This is a genomic window from Ekhidna sp. (genome assembly GCF_965247405.1).
Lineage (GTDB): Bacteria > Bacteroidota > Bacteroidia > Cytophagales > Cyclobacteriaceae > Ekhidna.
On record NZ_OZ252014.1, the window covers coordinates 3,696,316 to 3,716,861 of the forward strand.

14 protein-coding genes are annotated in these 20,546 nt (G+C 41.6%); 6 read left to right on the plus strand and 8 right to left on the minus strand.

Annotation, left to right across the window (positions count from 1 at the left end):
* Nucleotides 1-61 precede the first annotated feature (61 nt).
* Nucleotides 62-3,592: an FG-GAP-like repeat-containing protein gene (locus ACP14Y_RS17130; protein ID WP_424964118.1), complete on the plus strand. Its 3,531-nt coding sequence runs from the start codon at nt 62-64 to the stop codon at nt 3,590-3,592.
* A gap of 309 nt (nt 3,593-3,901) precedes the next feature.
* Here the strand turns inward: ACP14Y_RS17130 and ACP14Y_RS17135 are convergent, their stop codons facing one another.
* Nucleotides 3,902-5,500, minus strand: a complete 1,599-nt coding sequence (locus ACP14Y_RS17135) for a mechanosensitive ion channel family protein (protein ID WP_424964119.1) — start codon at nt 5,498-5,500, stop codon at nt 3,902-3,904.
* Nucleotides 5,501-5,584: 84 nt separating this feature from the next.
* On the opposite strand from ACP14Y_RS17135, the gene ACP14Y_RS17140 reads away from it, so the two are divergent.
* Complete coding sequence (locus ACP14Y_RS17140) at nt 5,585-7,627, plus strand: M3 family metallopeptidase (RefSeq protein ID WP_424964120.1); 2,043 nt, start codon at nt 5,585-5,587, stop codon at nt 7,625-7,627.
* Here the strand turns inward: ACP14Y_RS17140 and ACP14Y_RS17145 are convergent.
* Nucleotides 7,624-8,628, minus strand: coding sequence for a hypothetical protein (locus ACP14Y_RS17145; protein ID WP_424964121.1), 1,005 nt, complete (start codon nt 8,626-8,628; stop codon nt 7,624-7,626). The genes ACP14Y_RS17140 and ACP14Y_RS17145 overlap by 4 nt on opposite strands.
* A gap of 435 nt (nt 8,629-9,063) precedes the next feature.
* Here ACP14Y_RS17145 and ACP14Y_RS17150 point away from each other — a divergent pair, with 435 nt between their 5' ends.
* Together ACP14Y_RS17150 and ACP14Y_RS17155 are read left to right on the plus strand one after the other, a co-directional pair.
* Nucleotides 9,064-10,470, plus strand: a complete 1,407-nt coding sequence (locus ACP14Y_RS17150) for an MATE family efflux transporter (RefSeq protein ID WP_424964122.1) — start codon at nt 9,064-9,066, stop codon at nt 10,468-10,470.
* A 10-nt stretch (nt 10,471-10,480) separates the two neighbouring features.
* The gene (locus ACP14Y_RS17155; protein WP_424964123.1) at nt 10,481-11,017 is read left to right on the plus strand and encodes a dihydrofolate reductase family protein; all 537 of its coding nucleotides are present in this window, start codon (nt 10,481-10,483) and stop codon (nt 11,015-11,017) included.
* On the opposite strand, the gene ACP14Y_RS17160 is transcribed toward ACP14Y_RS17155, so the two are convergent.
* Complete coding sequence (locus ACP14Y_RS17160; protein ID WP_424964124.1) at nt 11,007-13,700, minus strand: hypothetical protein; 2,694 nt, start codon at nt 13,698-13,700, stop codon at nt 11,007-11,009. The genes ACP14Y_RS17155 and ACP14Y_RS17160 overlap by 11 nt on opposite strands.
* Nucleotides 13,701-13,828: 128 nt before the next feature.
* On the opposite strand from ACP14Y_RS17160, the gene ACP14Y_RS17165 reads away from it, so the two are divergent.
* Nucleotides 13,829-14,260 (plus strand): MarR family winged helix-turn-helix transcriptional regulator, encoded by a 432-nt coding sequence (locus ACP14Y_RS17165; RefSeq protein ID WP_424964125.1) that lies wholly within the window; start codon nt 13,829-13,831, stop codon nt 14,258-14,260.
* A gap of 10 nt (nt 14,261-14,270) precedes the next feature.
* Here ACP14Y_RS17165 and ACP14Y_RS17170 read toward each other — a convergent pair whose 3' ends face one another.
* The 5 genes from ACP14Y_RS17170 to ACP14Y_RS17190 form a co-directional block, all read right to left on the minus strand.
* Nucleotides 14,271-14,639, minus strand: a complete 369-nt coding sequence (locus ACP14Y_RS17170; RefSeq protein WP_424964126.1) for a cupin domain-containing protein — start codon at nt 14,637-14,639, stop codon at nt 14,271-14,273.
* 26 nt (nt 14,640-14,665) lie between these two features.
* Nucleotides 14,666-14,869, minus strand: a complete 204-nt coding sequence (locus ACP14Y_RS17175; RefSeq protein ID WP_424964127.1) for a hypothetical protein — start codon at nt 14,867-14,869, stop codon at nt 14,666-14,668.
* Between the two features lie 31 nt (nt 14,870-14,900).
* Nucleotides 14,901-16,637, minus strand: coding sequence for a gamma-glutamyltransferase family protein (locus ACP14Y_RS17180; RefSeq protein ID WP_424964128.1), 1,737 nt, complete (start codon nt 16,635-16,637; stop codon nt 14,901-14,903).
* A 127-nt stretch (nt 16,638-16,764) separates the two neighbouring features.
* Nucleotides 16,765-17,889: a 4-hydroxyphenylpyruvate dioxygenase gene (gene hppD, locus ACP14Y_RS17185; RefSeq protein ID WP_424964129.1), complete on the minus strand. Its 1,125-nt coding sequence runs from the start codon at nt 17,887-17,889 to the stop codon at nt 16,765-16,767.
* A 79-nt stretch (nt 17,890-17,968) separates the two neighbouring features.
* Entirely contained in the window at nt 17,969-19,102 is a 1,134-nt protein-coding gene (locus ACP14Y_RS17190) for an FAD-dependent oxidoreductase (RefSeq protein ID WP_424964130.1), read from the minus strand.
* Nucleotides 19,103-19,163: 61 nt separating this feature from the next.
* On the opposite strand from ACP14Y_RS17190, the gene ACP14Y_RS17195 reads away from it, so the two are divergent.
* Nucleotides 19,164-20,525, plus strand: coding sequence for an NAD-dependent succinate-semialdehyde dehydrogenase (locus tag ACP14Y_RS17195; RefSeq protein WP_424964131.1), 1,362 nt, complete (start codon nt 19,164-19,166; stop codon nt 20,523-20,525).
* Nucleotides 20,526-20,546: the final 21 nt, after the last annotated feature.

Genomic DNA, 20,546 nt, shown 5'->3' on the forward strand with positions numbered 1-20,546 from the left:
TATAGCGGGTGAGAGATATTCATTCGCTACATAATATATAAATCGAATACTAACACTACCCATGAATATTTACCACATTACCGCGAAAATTGCTAAGGAGAAATACCTGAAGCTTAAAAGCCGATTGGAAAAAAGCATTGCCTCTGGCCGATTTGATACTTTGTCACGAAAGAAAAAAGATGCGCTTGTCTACAATGTTGAAAAACAACGATTGAAGCTGGATAAGTTTGGTTTAAAGGGAGCTTTGGCTGCCGGATCTTTATTGGTTGCTGCGTCGGCAAATGCTCAGGAACCTGAATTCTTTGGTAAAAGTGGGGTTAACGCGTTTACTGGAAGCTCCAATCAGGGAGAGGCGGCTAATTTGGATGGAGACGCTGATTTGGAAATTATTTTATCTACTTCCACAGGTGGTGTTATTATAAATGGAAATTATTCTTCTGGGTTTACAAGTGCCTCCCCAGCTGGGTTGTCTGGTATGACAGGGGATTTTATCGTTGGGGATTTTGATGGGGATGACATTCCTGATATTGCTTTTAAAAATGGAGTAAGTATTGATGTAGCGCTCAATGATGGAAGTGGTGGATTTGCTTCAGCAAATGCGGAAACCTCAGGATCCATTGGCGATATGATTGTTGCAGATATCGATAGTGATGGGGATAACGATATTATCTACACTACTGGATCAGATGGAAATTTAAATGTTTTAAAGAATGATGGTAGTGGAAATTTTGGTACTTCCACGATTAGCACAGGAGCTACTTATGAAATCGATCAAATAGCTATTGTTGATATTGACGATGATGGTGATAAAGATCTTGTCGCTTCGGAGTATGATTATTACCCTTATGTCTCTGAGCCATTTCCAATGGGGCCCTACTATTATGATAATCTTAATGTTTTCATTAATACAGCAGATGCTCCCGGTGATCCGGTTTTTGGAGGTGGCAATACAATAAACAGCTTTTACTATGGTGATATAAATGATATTGCTGTTGCTGATGTGGATGGTGATGAGACACTAGATATAGTTTTATCTAACACATATAGTTTCGGTGGATATCCAGATATCTATTTATTCAAAGGGTCAAGTTCAGGTCAAAACAATTTTAGTGCAAGTGAGCAGGATAATTATTATATGAATTATGATTATTCTTTCAGAGAGTTTGAGCTAACTGACGTTGATGTTGATGGTGATTTAGATGTTCTTGTTTCTCTTGATTCAAGAAATCCTGCCCTTCTTCGTGTAGAAAATAATCAGTTTTCATACTACCTGCTTGATCAGTATTATGGCAATAGTGGTGCTTTCGGGAACTTCAGTACCTATGGAATTGACATGGTACTTGGTGATTTTGATGGGGATGATCAGGAGGATATCGTTGTTGCAGGTAGTGGTAGTTCGTATCTGTATTTAAACAACTTTGTACCACCATTTCCTAAGTTTCTTGGAAATGCAGTCGTAGATGAAAACACTCCAGTAGGAACCAAGGTTGGTTACATTGAAGCCTATGGAAATGATATAACTGTTGTTTTAGGAGGAGCTGATGCTGGTTTTTTCAATCTTGATCCTTCGTCGTTTGAATTAACAACTGCAAGTGAAATAGATTTTGAGACCTCAGGTGGCACCTTAAGTATCACTTTCGATATAACACTAGATGAGGAAACAACTACCGCGAATCAAACGATTGCCATCGCAAACAAGGCAGAAGTAGGTAAGGGAACGTTAAACGAAAGTATTTTACAATTATTTGGAGACTCACCGACTGTTAAATTTCTTTCAGCGGATGTAGATAATGATGGAGATCAAGACCTACTGGTTTCAAATCAGTCTGGAGGGGGTGAAGGACCTATTTTGGTTGATAGAGAGACGCTGGATAGCTACTATGCCAATGTACTATTTATGCAAGTATCTGCAGGGATTTTTGTACCCCAGCCTATTTATGATCTTGATAGCCACCCATTAACATCTATGCAGTTTGTTGATGCGGATGGAGATGGAGATCTTGATATTTTAGGTACATCAAGAGGATTTTATGGTGGATGCTGCGGAGGAGAAGAGGTAGGTATTCTGGAAAATACAGGTGAGTATTTCACAGCTGATACGAGCTTAACAGCTGCAGGCGGGGAGGAAGCAGGCAATGTGAAAAACCTAGTCACAGGAGACTTAGATGGAGATGGAATAGATGATATGGTGCTCTCAATGTATAGTAGAGCGTATGCATTTGCTGGGGTAGATTATGGCTTTTCGGGAACGTCTGTAAACTTGTCTATTGGAGGCGAGTATGATGTAGTAAAATCGGTCACTGGTGATATAGACAATGATGGATTTGATGATATAGTTCTTCTATATGACGAAGGGGAGAGTGCTATTATATATGGGAAGGAAGATTTCTTCTCTTCATCGATCGCCCCAGTAGGTGCGTTTGCTACCTATGACGAGTCGAATGGATATATCGGTGGAGAAGCTTTTGATATTGAATTAAGTGACCTGGATGGTGATGGTGATTTGGATGCTGTTCTTTCAAGGAAAGATGGTGTTTATTCCTACCTACGAGGAACAGGAGGTTTTACATCCGGAAATTTGATTCTTGATACTTACACGGCTCCTTACAGTAGTGGAAGTAGTTACGGCGAGTATGGTAGCGCATTTGATGTGATCCTAGCGGATATGGATGGTGATGGAGATGCTGATCTGGTATCCTTTGATTATCATAAGTACATAAATAGTGATACAGAAGAAATTTCTCATTCGTTTAGCGTAAAGCTTCATCTTAATGACGGAGATGGGAATTTTACACTAGCACAAGATTTTGAATCTGGGGGAGCTGCTCTCCCATTTCTTCCAAGTTCTTATAGCAAATACACACTTGACCTTATTGATGTAGACGGAGATGATGATCTGGATGTAGTAGTTAACAACAATGCATCAGAATTTCTATCGATATTTAGTGAAAAATACAACTTTGAGGCTGATTTTGTAAGCGGTCTTACGGTATTTAAAAATGATAATCTGGCACCAACAGGTATCTTCCTGGACGAAACATCCTTTGATGAAAACCTTGCGATAGCAACTCAGGTGGCTACTGTGAGCGTTGAAGATCCAAATTTGGGAGATACGCACACACTGTTTATGTCAGCAGGGGATGGAGAGAATGATGCAGACAATTCGAAATTTGTCATTGATGGCGACAAGCTATTGATATTGGAAGCACCAGACTTTGAAACACAGGCTGAATACAAGATACATATCAAAGCCATTGATGATGATTTTGGTTCTGTGACTCAGGCATTTACTTTAACGGTGAATGATATTGAACCGGAAGTAAGTGGATTAGGTGGTGAGAAATCGATCGCTCTGTATCCTAATCCGGGCCGTGATGTTATCAACTTAACGATCGACAATAAATCATTGGGAGATATGCGCATTCGCGTTTCAGATCTATCCGGTAGGATCATTCATGAACTAACCGATGTTAAAAGATATGATCAATGGTCTAAGTCAGTCCCAATGTCCAGTCAGGAACCGGGTGTTTATGTGATAGAGGTAGAGATTGGCGATCAAACATTCAAACAACGCTGGATCAAACAAGAATAATCCAGCTTAGTAAATAGAAAAAAAGGCGCTCGATTGAGCGCCTTTTTTATTGGCTCTTTTTTTAGAAAAAAACCCGAGTTCGACGTAAGAAAAAAAAACACCATATAATCCCCTCCTCGGAGGGGTAGGGACGGTCCGCCGCAGCGGTGGGTTTAATGAGAACTATTTTTTTGGTCAAATTTTCTTCAAAATTGACTGTTTTGATATTACCCACCTCTTTCTCAGAAGCGTCTGACCGCTCCCAAGAGGAGACTATTAGTGTCTTTTGCCTGTGTACTTTTCTATTCTCAGGTTCTCTTTGTGGCTATTCTACCCTTTCTTAAAGAACGTCTGCAGCTTCGTCTCTGCTTCCTTTTCAGAGAGATAAGCAGGTGAGAGGGAAGGTTGTCCCGGCAGATTCTCGATGTGCAGGGTTTGAGTAGGGAATGCGAAGTTGACACCCAGTTCATTTCCAAGCTTCATAATACTCATGAGAATTTCATGCCTGCAATGCAGTTCTTCTCCCCAGGTAGGGACATTAAAGAAAATGTAAAACATGATATTCAGTGAGCTGCTTGACATCTCGTTGAAATACACGTGGTAGTTGTCATTCCATGTTTTCGGGTGATCTTCCACGATCTGTCTGAGGCCTTTTACGAACACATCGATCATTTCAGGTGGAGTATCATAGGTGATTGAAATTTGCGTGTAAAAACGTCTGTACTTCCTTAGTCCGTGATTATCGATCGTGTTGTCCGCCAGTTTACTGTTCGGCACATAGATCACCGAGTTTCTAAAAGTTCTGATTCTGGAAGATCTAAACCCAACTTCTTCCACCGTTCCATCCACATCATTCGAGGTAATCCAGTCGCCCACTTGAAAGGGCTTATCCACAAAAATCATGACCGAACCAAAGAAGTTTTTAATCGTATCCTGAGCAGCCAATGCAAAGGCCAAACCTCCAATGGATAAACCTGTAAGCAACGGCAAGATGGGGACATCCAAATTGTCAAGGATAAGAAGTGTACCGATTATGATCACAAAGGTTTTCAGCGTCTTCCTTAGTAGTGGTACCAGCTGATCATCCAGTGTGCTTTCGGTCTTTTGTGCCATGCGTGCCAGGAACACACTTGTGATGGACACCAACCGATACACGATGACGGTACCGAATAGTGGCACCATTACTCGCAAGATTAAGTTCACATACTTGGAGTAGGTGATCGGTAGCTGCAGTGCCGGTGTGACCAGTAAAAGGAGCAATACGATTATGAATACACTGGTCGGACGAGCGATTTGCCACAGGTATTTTTCAGATGCTTCACCCTGGTAGTTGAGTCGTTTCACAATCCTGCTGAATATCCGCTCGGTGAAGAAGGCAAATATTTTATACACCAAGGCACTGATCAGGGCAAGGATGAAAATGGTCACGTACTGATAGGTGTATAGCCCAAAGGTCTTTTTTGTCCCCATTTTAGGCAGAAGATTAAGTAGCTCACCAGTTCCAAATCGAAATGTTTCCTGATACATTTCCTCGATCTTATCAATACTGGAGTCGGAGAAATACCACTTGTTATCACCTGCTCTGAGTAGAAAAATATTCGGGTACCCATCCAATATTACATATTTGTTTTTATTGCTTACAGAGTCCTGGTAAGCTGAATTCTTAGGAATTTCATCCAGGTAAATAAATATGCCTCTGCCATCCAGGACACGTTTGAATTTCACTGCAGATTTTTTGGCCAGCTCCAGTGACCGGTCAGATGTTTTGAAAGGTAGAGCTGCCAGGGAGTCGTTTCTGTGTTCGGGTTGTAAATTATCCAGGAAGGTCTTTACGGAACCATGCGGACTTCTCAAACTCACATAGGTATCTTCTTGTGCCTGGATGAATAAAAATGAAAATAAAATGATGGTTGAAAGAACAAATCTCATATGTCAGGTTGTTTGATGCAAAAGTAATTAGTAGCTGCAATTAACTTTGCGGCTTTATTTTCGAAAATATAATTAATACGGCAGATGTCAAACCCTCTTTTATCCACATTCAATACAAAATACGAGCTACCCCCATTTTCAAAAATCACGACGGATGATTACAGTGAGGGGATAGACAAAGCATTGGAAGAGGCAAAAAAGGAAATTGATGAGATCATCAACAATGATGAAGATCCATCCTTCGAAAACACGATTGAAGCACTGGAAAGTAGTGGTGAAAAGCTCTCCCGAAATGCCTCAATACTGTTCAATCTAAACTCAGCTGAAACCTCTGACGACCTGCAAAAGATCGCTCAGGAAGTATCTCCAAAACTTTCTGCTTTCAATAGCGAGGTGAAGCAGGATTCCAGGCTTTTCGAGCGGGTGAAAGCTGTCTATTTGAAAAAGGATGAGCTTGATTTGAGCGATGAGCAAAAAAAACTGTTGGATGAGACCTATCTAGATTTTGTTCGAAGAGGTGTTGAGTTGGAAGGTGATAAAAAAGAACGGTTTAAGGAGATAAGCGTAGAATTATCGAAGATTTCTTTGACCTTCTCGGAGAACCTTCTGGCCGAAACCAATGGATTTGAATTGGTGATTGAAGATGAGGGTGATCTTTCTGGCTTACCGGAGGATGTAAAAGGTCGTGCAAAAGAGTTGGCTATTAAGAAAGGCAAACCAGAAGCCTGGATTTTCACATTGCAGGCACCCAGCTACATTCCTTTCATGGAATATGCAGACAATCGGGAGCTGAGAGAGAAGATGTACAGAGCGTACATGACCAAGTGCTTCAAGGGAGATGATCGAGACAATCAGGAGTTGATCCTTAAAACGATCAGGTTGAAGGCGGAGATGGCTGCTTTGCTTGGCTATTCATCCTTTGCGCACTACATCCTGGAACAGCGAATGGCGGAATCACCAGATACAGTATCTGAATTTCTGAATGACCTAATGGATAAAAGTCTTCCAAAAGCCAAGGAAGAGGTAGAGGAAATCAAAGCATATATCAAGTCATTAGGCCATGATATCGAATTGCAACGATGGGATTGGGCCTACTATTCTGAGAAGCTAAGAAAGGAAAAGTACGAGCTGGATGATGAGTTGGTAAAACCTTATTTCAAACTGGAAAATGTAATTGAAGGAGTATTTACTACTGCAGAGAAATTGTTTGGGATCACTTTCAGGTCAAATGAAGAACTTGAAGTTTATCATGAAGATGTAAAAGCCTATGAAGTACTGGATGAAACAGGAGAGGTGGTTGCAGTTTTTCTGACAGACTTTTTCCCCAGGGATGGTAAGCGCGGTGGAGCATGGATGACTTCCTATAGAAATCAATGCAACAGGGATGGAAAGCGTGTGGTGCCTCAGGTAAGCATTGTTTGTAATTTCACCCCATCCTCAGCGAATCATCCTTCATTGCTTAAGTTCAATGAGGTAACGACCTTATTTCATGAATTTGGACATGCCTTGCATGGTATGCTGGCAGATACCACCTATCAAAGCTTATCGGGGACAAGCGTGTACTGGGACTTTGTGGAGCTTCCATCTCAGATTATGGAAAATTGGTGCTACGAAAAAGAGTGTCTGGATATGTTTGCGAAACACTATGAAACAGGGGAGCTCATCCCTGCTGATCTTGTTGAGCGAATAAAAAAATCTTCAACGTATCATGAAGCGTATGCTACTGTACGGCAACTTAGCTTTGGTCTATTGGATATGGGCTGGCACAGCCTTTCACCTGAAGAGGCCAATAAAATAACCGACGTGGGAGCTTTTGAGCATGACGCCTTTGCATCTACTGAGTTGTTTCCTAAAGTGGGAGGAACCAACATGAGTGTACAGTTTGCCCATATCTTTGCAGGAGGATATGCTGCAGGATATTATAGCTACAAATGGGCTGAAGTACTTGACGCAGATGCTTTCTCGCTGTTTCAGCAGAATGGTGTCTTTGATAAGAAAACAGCTAACTCTTTTAAGGAAAATATCTTGAGCAAAGGAGGAACTGAGCACCCAATGGAACTCTATAAGAAGTTTAGAGGGCAGGAGCCAACACCTGAGGCACTTTTGAAACGAGCAGGGCTGGTCTAATTCTCCAGATACGGAATCTCGGAAGTGAGGGACTTGTTGTGAATCTCGAGATCATTTTTCACATCTGTGATCAATCGAGATAGAGAGGTTTTTAGCTTTCCAATCTCTTTTTGCTTTTCAGGTCTTCCGGCAAAGACACGATCCTTTTCGGAAGGAGAAAGCATCTGACTGAAGTAGCTGGTGTCTTTCGAAAGTTTATCAAGCATCGCTTCTACTTTCGGCAGAAGGGTCAGAATCTTATTTAAAGGAACAGTCAATTCCTCTTGCGACATATTATAGAGAATGGCATTGATCTCTGAATCTCTAAGCTCAATTCGATCTTCAGAATCAGCTCTTAAAGTCTTAAGCAGCCTGCTCATTGCTTTGAGTGTGCCATTGGTATGCTGATCCCGTGAATTGATTCGGGCAATATTCAGGAAGGGAAGATACTTCTTTACTTTCTTGTTCTTAAAATCGAATTCAGCGATACCCCGGTAAATCTCGTTCTTGGTCTTGAGATATTCAGCACTATTGACCCACATTGATGGAAGGATATCAATTTCGCATGTCGGCTTTTGAGCAGTGATTCGAATCCTGGTTTTATCACTATAATCTATCGATTTAAAAGTTGGATCTTTTCGTAATGTATCATGTAAATCCATGGCCAACGTCTGCATATCCTGATGTGGTTTGTCAGACAGGTTTTTCTTTATCACGATGATCTCTACATCGCCATACAGTAAAATGTTAGTAAATGTTTTTAATGCACCCTGGTACCGATAGTCCACATCATAGCCACGCTTCTTCAATGATTTGGCAATGAGTTCATGAATTTTACGGGAGTTAGCATAGACCTTATAGGCATAGGAGGCATCAATTTCAACCATAGACTCCAATACATAAAGCAGACAATCCGAATAGCCGGATTGATGAAAAGCGTCAGAAAGCATAGGCTCTCTTAAGGCCTCATCATACCTTCTCCCTTTTAGGTTTTCTACTAGCAGGCTGTAGTCGTGATCCATTAAGATGGCAAAATAATCAATTATGTAGATATGAATTGTATTTTAAGAAGATTATCGTTGTAAGAAGATCTTTTTTGGATCAATGATTTACTAAGATCAATCCTTTAGAAACATGTTTGAAAACTCCAATTTGATCAAAAAAATGCTCATGTATTTATTTTGTATATAAGCATATGCACCAAGACAATTTTGAAGGAAACAAAGAATTTACGACTGATTCTAAAAATTTCAAGTTGTTTTGGCAACATAAATTGGGAAAATACGCTACTATTGTATTCTTATGATTCTATTCGCTGAGATTGTAAATACCACGCCCTCACGCATCCGAGGGTAACCCCAAGGCTGGGTATCTCAAACTATCCGTTTCTATTTCTTAACTATTTACTAGGCCGTCACACTATGTGCGCGGTTCAAAACATCTAATTTCATCTAGAAATGACGAAAGAATCATTCTCTATATCCAGAGTTTTTAAACTCTTTATATCCGCCTTAAAGGGCGAAGAAACTGAATTTACTACCGGTAGTATCAACCGTGCGATTATACTATTGTCTATACCTATGATCGCCGAGATGGTCATGGAATCCTTATTCGCAGTGGTTGATGTCTTTTTTGTTGCCAAAGTAAGCGTAAACGCTGTGGCAACTGTAGGCTTGACTGAATCGGTGTTGATGATTATTTACTCAATTGCGGTTGGGTTAAGTATGGCAGTTACGGCCATCGTGGCACGAAGAATTGGCGAGAAAAACTACGATCGGGCAAACAATGCTGCTTTTCAAGCAATATTGCTGGCTTTAGTCGTAGGTGTGGCGTTGGGTGTTCCGGGCTTCATCTTTGCTGAGGACATCCTTCGGTTAATGGGAGGGGACCCATCTTTAATTGCTGAAGGAGTTGGTTACACAAAGATTATGTATGCCGGTAATCTTAGTATCATTTTGATCTTCCTTATCAATGCTATTTTCAGGGGGGCGGGTAATGCTTCCATTGCTATGCGATCGTTGTGGATTGCCAATGGACTGAATATTGTGCTTGATCCATTGTTCATCTTTGGATATGGTCCCATTCCGGCTTTTGGGGTGGAAGGTGCTGCTATTGCAACCACAACCGGACGATCGATTGGAGTGGTGTATCAGCTATTTCATCTGCTGAACGGAAAAGCCATTGTAAGGATTGGTTGGGAAAATATTGTGGTAAAGTGGAAAACAATCAAGGAAATGATTGTGGTTTCTACTGGAGGTGTGTTTCAGTTTTTGGTAGAGTCTGCGAGCTGGATTTTTCTGGTACGGGTAATTGCCAATTTTGGACCGGAAGCACTTGCCGGTTATACCATAGCCTTCCGGATCATTGTATTCACGTTGCTTCCTTCGTGGGGGATGGCTAATGCTGCTGCTACTTTGGTTGGACAAAATCTGGGTGCAGGTCAGCCGAATAGGGCAGAGACATCTGCCTGGCGAACAGCTCTTTGGAACACGATATTTCTGGTAGTGGTGGCCATTGTATTTTTCATTTTTGCGAATCAGATATTGGCACTGTTTGGTGCGACGGATAATGTACGCGATATTGGTATCCAGGCATTGAGAATTATTTGTTTCGGTTACATATTCTTTGCTTATGGGATGGTGATCGGGCAGGCTTTCAATGGATCCGGAGATACGTATACGCCTTTGGTGATCAGTCTGATTGTTTTCTGGGCGATCCAGATTCCGATGGCCTACCTTCTGGCGATGGTTTATGATTGGGGTCCTGATGGGGTCTTTTTCTGCATTGCTTTTTGTCACAGCCTATATGCTGTGATTGCTATCGCCCTCTTTAAGAGAGGTAAATGGAAAACGGTTAAAGTCTAAATGGTGGCGTATGAGAAAGATCGTTTACTATGTAGCTACGTCGCTTGACGGATACATTTCCGGAAAGGATGATGATATTGGTATGTTCGCTCCAGAAGGTGAGATGGTGGATCAGTATATGTATGATCTGGAATCTTTTGATACCGTAATCATGGGCAAAAGGACCTATGAGTTTGGATATCAATTTGGGTTAAAGCCAGGCGATCCTGCCTACCCTCACATGGATCATTACATATTCTCAAATAATCTGAAATTGGCAAATGCAAGTGAGCAGGTTAATGTGGTGCCAATCGAAATTGAAAAGGTGCGAATGCTGAAAGAAGAGGTTGGAAGTGATATTTATTTATGCGGCGGGGGCATGTTTGCCGGTTGGCTCATGGAGCATGGAATGATAGATGAACTGAAGCTAAAAGTCAACCCAATCATCCTGGGAAGTGGAATTCGTTTGTTCGGTGATTATGAAGGACCTACTCACCTAAAGGTGGTTTATAGCCGCCCTTATGCTGGAGGGCATCAAATCACAACATGCAAAGTAATTAATAACTGAAGGTGTAAAGTTCCAGGTTTTCTTCCCACGTGGTGAAAACCTGGAATTCTTTCTTCGCACTGGAATAGATCAGACTTACTTCGTATTCGGAATTCAGCGGATTACCAGTTATCAGGTTACCAGATTTATCATAGATATAAAGGGCTTTGTTCTGCTGATCGGTAAAGATCACCAGATCTTTCCCCGCTCCAAATTGATAGTATTGGACCAGGATTGGACCTTCGGACAAATAATCTTTGCTAAATAAAAGGTTACCCGTATCATCCAGCACTTCGTAAGTATTGCCTCTGTTTCTAATGATAATGAATGAATCATTACCCGTATCGGAGATTAACCGAAACCGGGTATCTGCGCTGGTTTTAATGAGCTGATCTCGTTTTACCACCCCTCCTTCGAGCGTGACCTCCGTTAGCTCACCTCCTTCAGATATGACGGTCAAAGAGGAATTGCTGAGTGAATTTGATTGCCTAAGGAAATAGTTTTTGCTTAGGGATTGTCGTGTTTCAAAAGGGAACCCGTTCATAAATTCACCTCTTCGGTTCATCAGATTGATCACCCCATTTTGCTGCAGGGAGATCATCACATCTTTTCTGCCAAGACGTGCATGATCCATGGGTCCAATTGCCGTTCGATTCATTTTTCTTGGATTCCAGCCGGTAAGTAACTTCATGTCCTTATCCGTCAGGTAAATATTACCATCCGTATCTGTGATGGCAAGTCGGTAATTCCTGCTGCGATCATAATCAATGAGGTTAAGGTGTCCTATTTTCGAAGAAGAAGGGAGCGTCTTAGGATAGCCCGGTATCGATGTGCCGGTTCGGTCAATCATAAATACCTTAGATGCTGTGGCAAAAAGGTATTGAATCTTACCGTTTTTGTAATAGTCAATGGCATAAATATCACTGATAACACGCCCTTCCACATTTTCTGACCATAAGGCATTCTGATTTGGGTCAAGGTAATAAACCGTGTTTGTGCTGTCCTGAAGAAGAATATCAAAGTCTTTATGAGCATGCGTGCGAACTAAAAATGGTTTTGTTTTTAGCGCGCTTACAAATCGAACACCATTGTCTGCATTGGTTTTAGGAATGCTGGATTTTCTTCTAATAGGTTGCGTGAAGGTGTAATTAGTAAAGTATCGGCCATCCAGATAGCTAAACTGAAAGGCAGCCAGCTCAATCGATCGATAAGTATTGGTGTTTTCCTTGAAGTGTTCTTGCCATTCCGGCTTCAGTGATGTGGTAATATTGTTCCATGCTCGTGGGACATTCACGAAAAGGCTGACATTTGCTGCATTGTTTGCCCTTCCAAAAAAGTTGTTCATCTGGATGGATTTACCCCAGGTATCCTCATTTTGCACTGATGCTATAAGGTTTTTCAATTCCAGTAGGTCGTTTGAGAAAATCAGGTAGTTTCGATGGTTGATATAGAAACATTGATCAAATCCGGCGGCCATATCACCCAATAGTGTGGAAGGGAAATCCCTAATTGCCAGAAAACGAATCTCATTATCGCTATACGATTCGGAGTAAACAGAATCACCACGAGACAGTGCAATTCGTTGTGTAAGCTGACTGAAAAAGTTTAACGACTCCTGCGTATTTTTTACCTCCAGGATCATGAGCTTCTGCTGAGTACCAGCTCTTGGTGATTCGAGGGTGGCAATCCCAATTTCTTCATCTACCAGATCGAATACCTGATCCACATTAAAATCATACTGAGTTCTAAGCGAATCTTGTAGCTTTTTTATATCTGGGTATTGGGATTGAACGTAAGAAATTTGTTTTTCTTTCCAATCAGACATTTCAGTTGAGGTGATATGCATCAGATAGGCCGTTTTTTCAGGAACTACTTCCGCCATATCAAAAGTTGCAGGTTGTTCGGTGTGAGTTCTGATCCATCCGTTATCAGCAGCATAAGAAAAGCCTGAAAATTGCAGGAAGGAAGAGTCCAGCATCAGTTCGTAGTTTCCTGCGGTCATGGAAAAGTCAGCATCTGAGGAAGCAAAAGCTCCCAACAGCGCTCCGGCTTTTTCATAATTTACATAGCAGGAAGCCAGGCCCTGAGCGCCGGTATCATTTAGCTTGTTGAATTTTTCTCGAAATGCCGGGAGTGCAGAGTCGCTAATGACTCTAATGGCATCTTCGATGAGGTAGGGGGTGAAGCTGGCAAGGAAAAAGTTTTTGTAGAAAATAAACGTCAGTGTTTTACCATCCTTACTGATCTCACTGATTTTGAAATCATTATAGTTTCTGGTCCTAAATCGGTAGCCGGATTTTTGGAGTCTCCCGATTGCAGCATTGGCAAACGTATTCTGCGAGATATTTTGAAGCTCTACGATAAATAGAAAATCCAAATTACTGCTGGATACTTTGTGTACAGATGCCAGTACAGGAGCTCGTTCGAAAACAGCTCTGAATCCCCCTTCTCCGTTGATGGAGTCCAGGAACGAGAGTCCTTTTCTGAAGTTATCAAATGCGGTAGACTCTTCTATGATGGACCATGCGGGATAACCCTGAAGCGTGTGTAAATCTTCAATGACTTCCCCCTCTATTACCAACGACGCATCTGAGGGGACAAAGCTCCAGGTTGTCAGGTTCGCATGTTTGACCCATTTATCGTAGGTGAAATATCCTGCTCCAGCCAGCAGTAAAATGGATATGATAATTAAAACCTTTTTCAAGCTTTGTTGTTATCCCTCAAAAATAACTTAGTTAAGGAGCTTTTAGTACCCGCTTAAATCTTTGTTTGATTTTTTTCACCGAAAGGTAAGTTCATACATAATGTAAAATGAGATATATTTAGCGAATTATGCCAGAGTTCAAAGAAATAGGTTCATTTATTGACCGAACCTATAAAGTGGTTCGTCACGATCTAATCAACAGATTTAAGGACAAAAAGATCAACATTACTCCGGAACAATGGGTGATCCTTTCCAAGATAGGAGAGAAGGACATGTATCAAACCGATCTGGCAAATATGAGCTTTCGCGACAAGCCGACTGTGTCACGTATTGTAGATTTGCTAGCCAAAAAAAAGCTAGTTGAACGAGTTAGAGACAAATTCGATGGTAGAAAATATCACGTCCGTATTACTCCGAAAGGCAATAATGTTATCCGAAAGGCAACCCCTGCAGTAGAGGAATCACGAAAGCTGGGCTGGACTAATTTATCTCAAGAAGAATACGAAACACTGATAAACTTACTGGACAAGGTATTTACCAATTACACCGAGAAAGATTAATTCTGAACAACTACTTAGTTTCCAGAATCAAGAAAACTGCCGTGCTATCACCGATATTGAGCACCTCGTGCCACTCAATTTTTTCATTATAAAAGCTACTACCGGAGGGAACATTCACCTCCCTTGTACCTGATGCATCGGTAATTCTGAATGTACTGCCCTTGATGGTATACCCGAAATGTTCTTCGTGGTAGTGTCGCTCATGCCCAATGCCGGGTGGGAATGTACACCTCAGTGCCCGCATGTTTTCATTTTCTTCCAAAACCTCACAAACGGGTTGATTATTCCATCCGGCTTCCAGCGGATCAGGTAGTGGCTTTTGCTTTGGAGTGCAACAGAAGAGCGTGAGGAAGATGATGGATAGGGTGATTGGTTTCATTTGAAGTTCAGGTATCTAGTTCACCTTTATTGACATTTTTCTAATTGGTCAAGGGCAAATTCAAGTCTGGTTTCAAGATTATTGATCTTTCCATTCATTGAATTCTTTTCTGCCTTTAAAGCTTGATTTTCTTGTTTGAGTTCTAATGCAATTCTTCCAATTTCTTCACTTCTTTTTTCTGCTTCATCAGCCTTCCGCTTCTGTTGGTGTTGACACCAACAGACCTGCACTCTTAGCTACAAGAAAAACCAGCCTGGCTTATTACTTATCAGGAATTGGATTTGCTCCCTCCGCACTTCCTTCCCAGTCCAAATCAGCCATTCCTACCCATGTATTAGTATATGGATCTCGAGCAATAGCATGAACTCTTGAGAACGCTCCATATTTTGTGGTTGCTATAATTTCAAATCCTTGGCTTTGCCAGTAAATCGAGTCTTCAGAAGTCCAGCCATTGATAGGGGTAAACTCTGCACTAAACTTTGTTGGAAATATTTCTCTATCCCCATCATTATATTCAGTTTCTGGATGAATCCGAGGAGCTGAAACAGCCTCTTCAAGATTCATACCTTGGTCCACAAAACGGGAAATGGTTTGAACAATGCCTGAGAGAATTCTTAAGCCACCCGCAGCGCCTAACACCAATACAGTTTCACCGTCTTTTGTCACTATTGTCGGGGCTATTGTGGTTCTTGGTCTTGATCCTGGATCCTGATCTGCTCCAGATAAATAAGAACCCATCGTGGAGGCATAAACGAATCCTAGTCCAGGAGTAATTACTTTCGACCCAAACAAAGGGCCAATAGTTTGGGTTATCGATACCACCATTCCAGAGCTATCTGCTGTGACAAGGTGCGTTGTATGATGACTATTTTGGCCCCAAATATCTCCAGTCCAATCTGTGTTAGTTGCAAGCAAATTTTGGCTTTTACTTACTCTAGTAATTTTGGACGGTTGTAATGATTTTGGGATGATAATCTGTCTTGCCTTCTCTATTGCCCATTCTTTGCTTTGAACCCTATTTAAATCAGTTTCAGGATAGTCATATTCCATACTTTCAATAGAGTACGCTAAAGCCTGATTGACAATTATTGCCCATTGGGCATCAGTCATCCGAGAGAGCTCAAATTGTTCCATTATATTGAGTGCCTTTACCACCAAACCACCTCCTGCTGGAGCTGGAATGGAATGAATTTCATAATCTCGATATGTCGTAGATATATATCTTGCATCTAACGCTCGATAGTTAGCAAGGTCCTCGGAGGTTATAAAACCATTATTAGCTTTCATATCTTTAGAAATGATTCTGGCTGTCTCTCCCCTATAGAAATCATCACCATCTGAATTGGCTATTCGTTTGAGTGTATTTGCTAAGTCTGGTTGTTTCAGAATTTCTCCAGCTTTAAAGGTCGTTGTATCTTTCTTAAGCATATAGTTTCTAAATCCTGGGTCATGTTTAATAATATCAAGTGCTGAAGAGTGCCTTTCTGCCTCACCCTCTAACAGTTCAAAACCTTCCTCTGCATACTTTATCGCCGGTTTCATCAATTCACTTATAGGCATAGATCCATGTTCTTTGTGTAACCTAGTGAGTGCAGCCACCACACCTGGCACTGCGACAACTCGATGACCCGAATTTGGTAGATCTTTATCAGCAATGAAGTTTGCCGGAACTTCCGTCATTCCATTATATCCAATAAAACTACCATTTGGTAACCTTATTAAAATCTGGTTACGACCTCCAATACCATTCATAGTAGGTTCAACCACTGCTATTGCGAAAGCTGTTGCAATAGCTGCATCTGCTGCATTGCCCCCTGATTCAAGTATCTTCACCCCGGCCAGTGTCGCTAAAGGTTGGGCGGCTGCTACCATTCCGACTTTTGAAGAGTCGCTTTTAGTGGTTTTAATAACATCTGCTTGTCTCATATCCTCTTTGGGGATATTACATGCTGACAGAAGAGTTATTGCTATTGTTGAAACAAATAGGTACTTCCTCATTTTACAGTTTGTTTACAAATGAAGATATAAAGATTCGATTTATAAATGAGTTTGTGTTGCATTTTAAGAAAAATAAAAAAGGAGCTCTTTCGAGCTCCTTCTAGTGTGATTAGTAGTGAATGATATATTACAATGTTCCTCTCAACTCTTGCTCACGCTCCAACGCCTCAAACAGTGCTTTGAAATTTCCTTTTCCGAAAGAGGTAGCCCCTTTTCGCTGGATGATCTCGAAGAACATCGTCGGTCGTGCCTGTACCGTTTTGGTAAAGATTTGGAGCAAATAGCCCTCATCGTCACGGTCTACCAGAATGCCCAGTGGTCGCAAAGCATCAATGTCTTCATCGATTTCACCCACACGTTCCGTTAGCACATCATAGTAGGTATCGGGCACCTTCAGAAATTCTACACCTCGGTTCTTCAGATCAGTTACGGTCTGGATGATGTTGTCAGTGGCCACAGCAATGTGTTGAACACCCGCACCTTCGTAAAACTCCAGGTATTCATCGACTTGTGATTTCTTCAGTCCGGCAGCCGGCTCATTGATTGGAAACTTGATTCTTCCATTCCCATTACTCATCACCTTGCTCATAAGAGCTGTGTATTTGGTGGAAATGTCTTTGTCATCGAATGACATGATTTGCTTGAACCCCATCACCTCTTCGTAGAACTTCACGTATTTATCCATGTCGCCAAGCTCTACGTTACCCACCATGTGGTCCACATATTTCAATCCAACAGGCCCGGGATTGTATTCAGTTTTCCATTCACGGTAGCCCGGAAGGAAAATGCCCTTGTAATCTTTTCGTTCAATGAAGATGTGCACCACTTCCCCATACGTATGAATTCCGGACTGCACCACTTTTCCATTGTCATCTTCAATGGTATTTGGCTCCATGAAGGATTTTGCTCCTCGCTTTATTGCTTCGTCGTAAGCGACTGTCGCATCGTCTACCCAGAGAGCAGTCACTTTCACGCCATCCCCGTGCTTATCAATGTGCTCACCAATGACGGTTCCGCTTCGGAGGGGTGAAGTCAGCACCAATCGAATCTTATCCTGTACTACTACATAAGACTCTCGATCTCTGATTCCTGTTTCCAGTCCGGCATAGGCTAGAGACTGGAAACCAAAAGCAGACTTATAAAAGTGAGCGGCCTGCTTGGCATTACTCACGTAAAGCTCCAAATAGTCCGTGCCATTAATTGGCATGAAGTCTTTTTCCTGTGCATCGGGTGCAAGTGCCGTCCGTTCCATAATCTACGTAGTTTATATTAGTTGTTTCAACAACAAAGTTAAGGCTTTAATTGTTTCCCTCCTAAATTCAACGTAAAGCTTAGCCTTTTAGGTTTTGTGAAATGTACTGATGCCCTTTTAAGATACGTTCGGTCTCCTGAGAGTCGGCATTGAGGGATGCCACACCTTTTTCAGATGAACCACCTAGTATGATTCCATCCTGTCGGGGAAACATGTATAACAATCCACCTGGAGTTAGATTGACATAGCCATAATTGATTTCGGCTTGTGGTAATAGAATACTCAATTGCCCTTTCACGGGTATGAGCGTTTTATCTCCAAATAATTTATGGGAACCCAACCCCGTACAGTTAATGATTGTTTGTTCATTCAACTCCAGAATGTCCGTGGGCTTTTGCATTTTTCTAATGACCAACTTACCACCTAGTTGAAAAAAATCATCTAGAAGTGCTTTCATGTAGATGGGAGGTTCTATCATGAGTGAATGCAGCTCTTCGGGATTAGAAATATGACCAAAAGGTGAAGAATCAGTATTGTGCTTTTTATAATCTGGATACAGATTTTTTCCACCGGGAAAGTCGAAGGGGGCCTGCATGAAAAAGGTTTTCATCCACCATACCCCATACCTTTTGCCCACCAGATCCTGAAACATGCGTTGTGATATTTGTGAGGCCTGGTTAAATGTGTTAACGAATAGTTCGTTTACTTGTCCCGGATCATATACAGAAACAGGTGCCCAAAAAGCAGCAGCTACGTTGGAGGTAGTGTTTGGTGGAAGGTTTTCGGTGTAAATAGTGACCGGAGTTCCACGTTTTAGCAATAGAATAGCACTGGAGAGACCCACAACACCAGCTCCCAGTACACCAACAGGGGTGTATTCAGGCTGTTTTATTTGGTCAATTGCGAGTGATGCAGTGCCCCATGATAATGAAATACCACCTCCTCCATGCCCATAGTTGTGAATAATGGTTTTGTTTTCTAACTGCTCTACACTGAGATTGAAGCCGGCAGGACGATAAGGACGTAAGCCCACCACCTGCCGGATAATTCTTTCTCGCGAAACGTTAACTGGGTTTATACGGGAAAAATGCGATTGTTTTTGTTCAAAAGCTGATGATAGAGTGGGTATTCCTAATGTGGACGCATATAATCCTGCGGCTCCCAACTTTTTTATGAAACCTCTTCTGCTGTCAACATGTTTTGTGGTATCCATGAATATGAAATCTTGGGAGAAGATACTTAGAAACTCACGAAAATTATAAAAAGCGAATACTATGCAAGCCATAAATCCAGCTACCGAGCAATCACTAAAGGATCATCCAAATCACACGGATGGGCAGGTAATAGAGACCATCGAAGCTAGTCAAAAAGCTTTCAGGGAATGGAAAAATACTTCTTTTGTTTATCGAGCTAATTTGATGAAAAAGGCAGCTAATGTGTTAAGGTCAGAACAAAAGGCTTTTGCAAGAATGATGACCGATGAGATGGGTAAAACCTTAAAGGAAAGTGAAGCTGAAGTTGAGAAGTGTGCCTGGGTATGTGAGTTTTATGCAGATAATGCTGAGGAGTTTTTAAAAGATGAAGTTATAGAAACAGATGCTTCAAAGAGCTATGTGAGTTATCGGCCACTTGGAATTGTCTTTGCCATTATGCCATGGAACTATCCGTTCTGGCAGGTATTCCGATTTGCTGCACCAAGCTTAATGGCGGGAAATGTTGCAATTCTAAAACATGCACCGAATGTTCCGGGGTGTGCGGAAGCCATTGTTTCGGTATTTGAAAAAGCCGGATTTCCAAAAGAGGTTTTCTGTAATCTAAATATCAGCAATGAGCAAGCTTCAAATGTGATTGCACATCGGTATGTCAAGGCTGTTACGTTGACAGGTAGTACCCGAGCAGGAAAAGAAGTAGCTAAACAAGCGGGAGCGGCACTAAAAAAATGCGTTTTGGAGCTTGGTGGGAGCGATCCGTATATCATCCATGAAGATGCTGATTTGGATTTAGCCATTAAAACAACAGTGGCCAGCCGACTGAAAAATAATGGGCAGAGCTGCATCAGCGCTAAGCGGTTCATTGTTCCCGAATCGATTAAAGAGGAGGTAGAGCAGCGTTTGGTTGCAGAAATGTCATCTTACAAATACGGTGATCCTACAGATGAAAACACTGACCTGGGTCCGCTGGTAGGAGAGAAGTATCGGGATCAATTACATGATCAGGTGAAACGATCCATTGAAGCTGGAGCAATGTGTATTTTGGGAGGAAAAATCCCGGATATGAAGGGGTATTATTATCCCCCGACAATTCTATCGAATGTTAAAAAAGGAATGCCGGCTTACGAGGAAGAACTATTCGGGCCTGTTGCTACTGTCATCTCAGTGAAACATGAGGAAGAAGCATTAGAGGTGGCAAATGATACTTATTATGGATTGGGAGGAGCAATATTTTCTCGTGATGTAGCAAAAGCTGAGAAGCTAGCTGCGGAAAAGTTGGAAGCCGGGTCATGCTTTGTCAATGAAATGGTTTCATCTGACCCACGACTGCCGTTTGGAGGCATCAATGAAAGTGGTTTTGGACGGGAATTATCTCGCCATGGAATCAAAGAGTTTGTAAATGTGAAGACCGTATTTATTAAGTAATCTATTATCTGACGGGTTGAA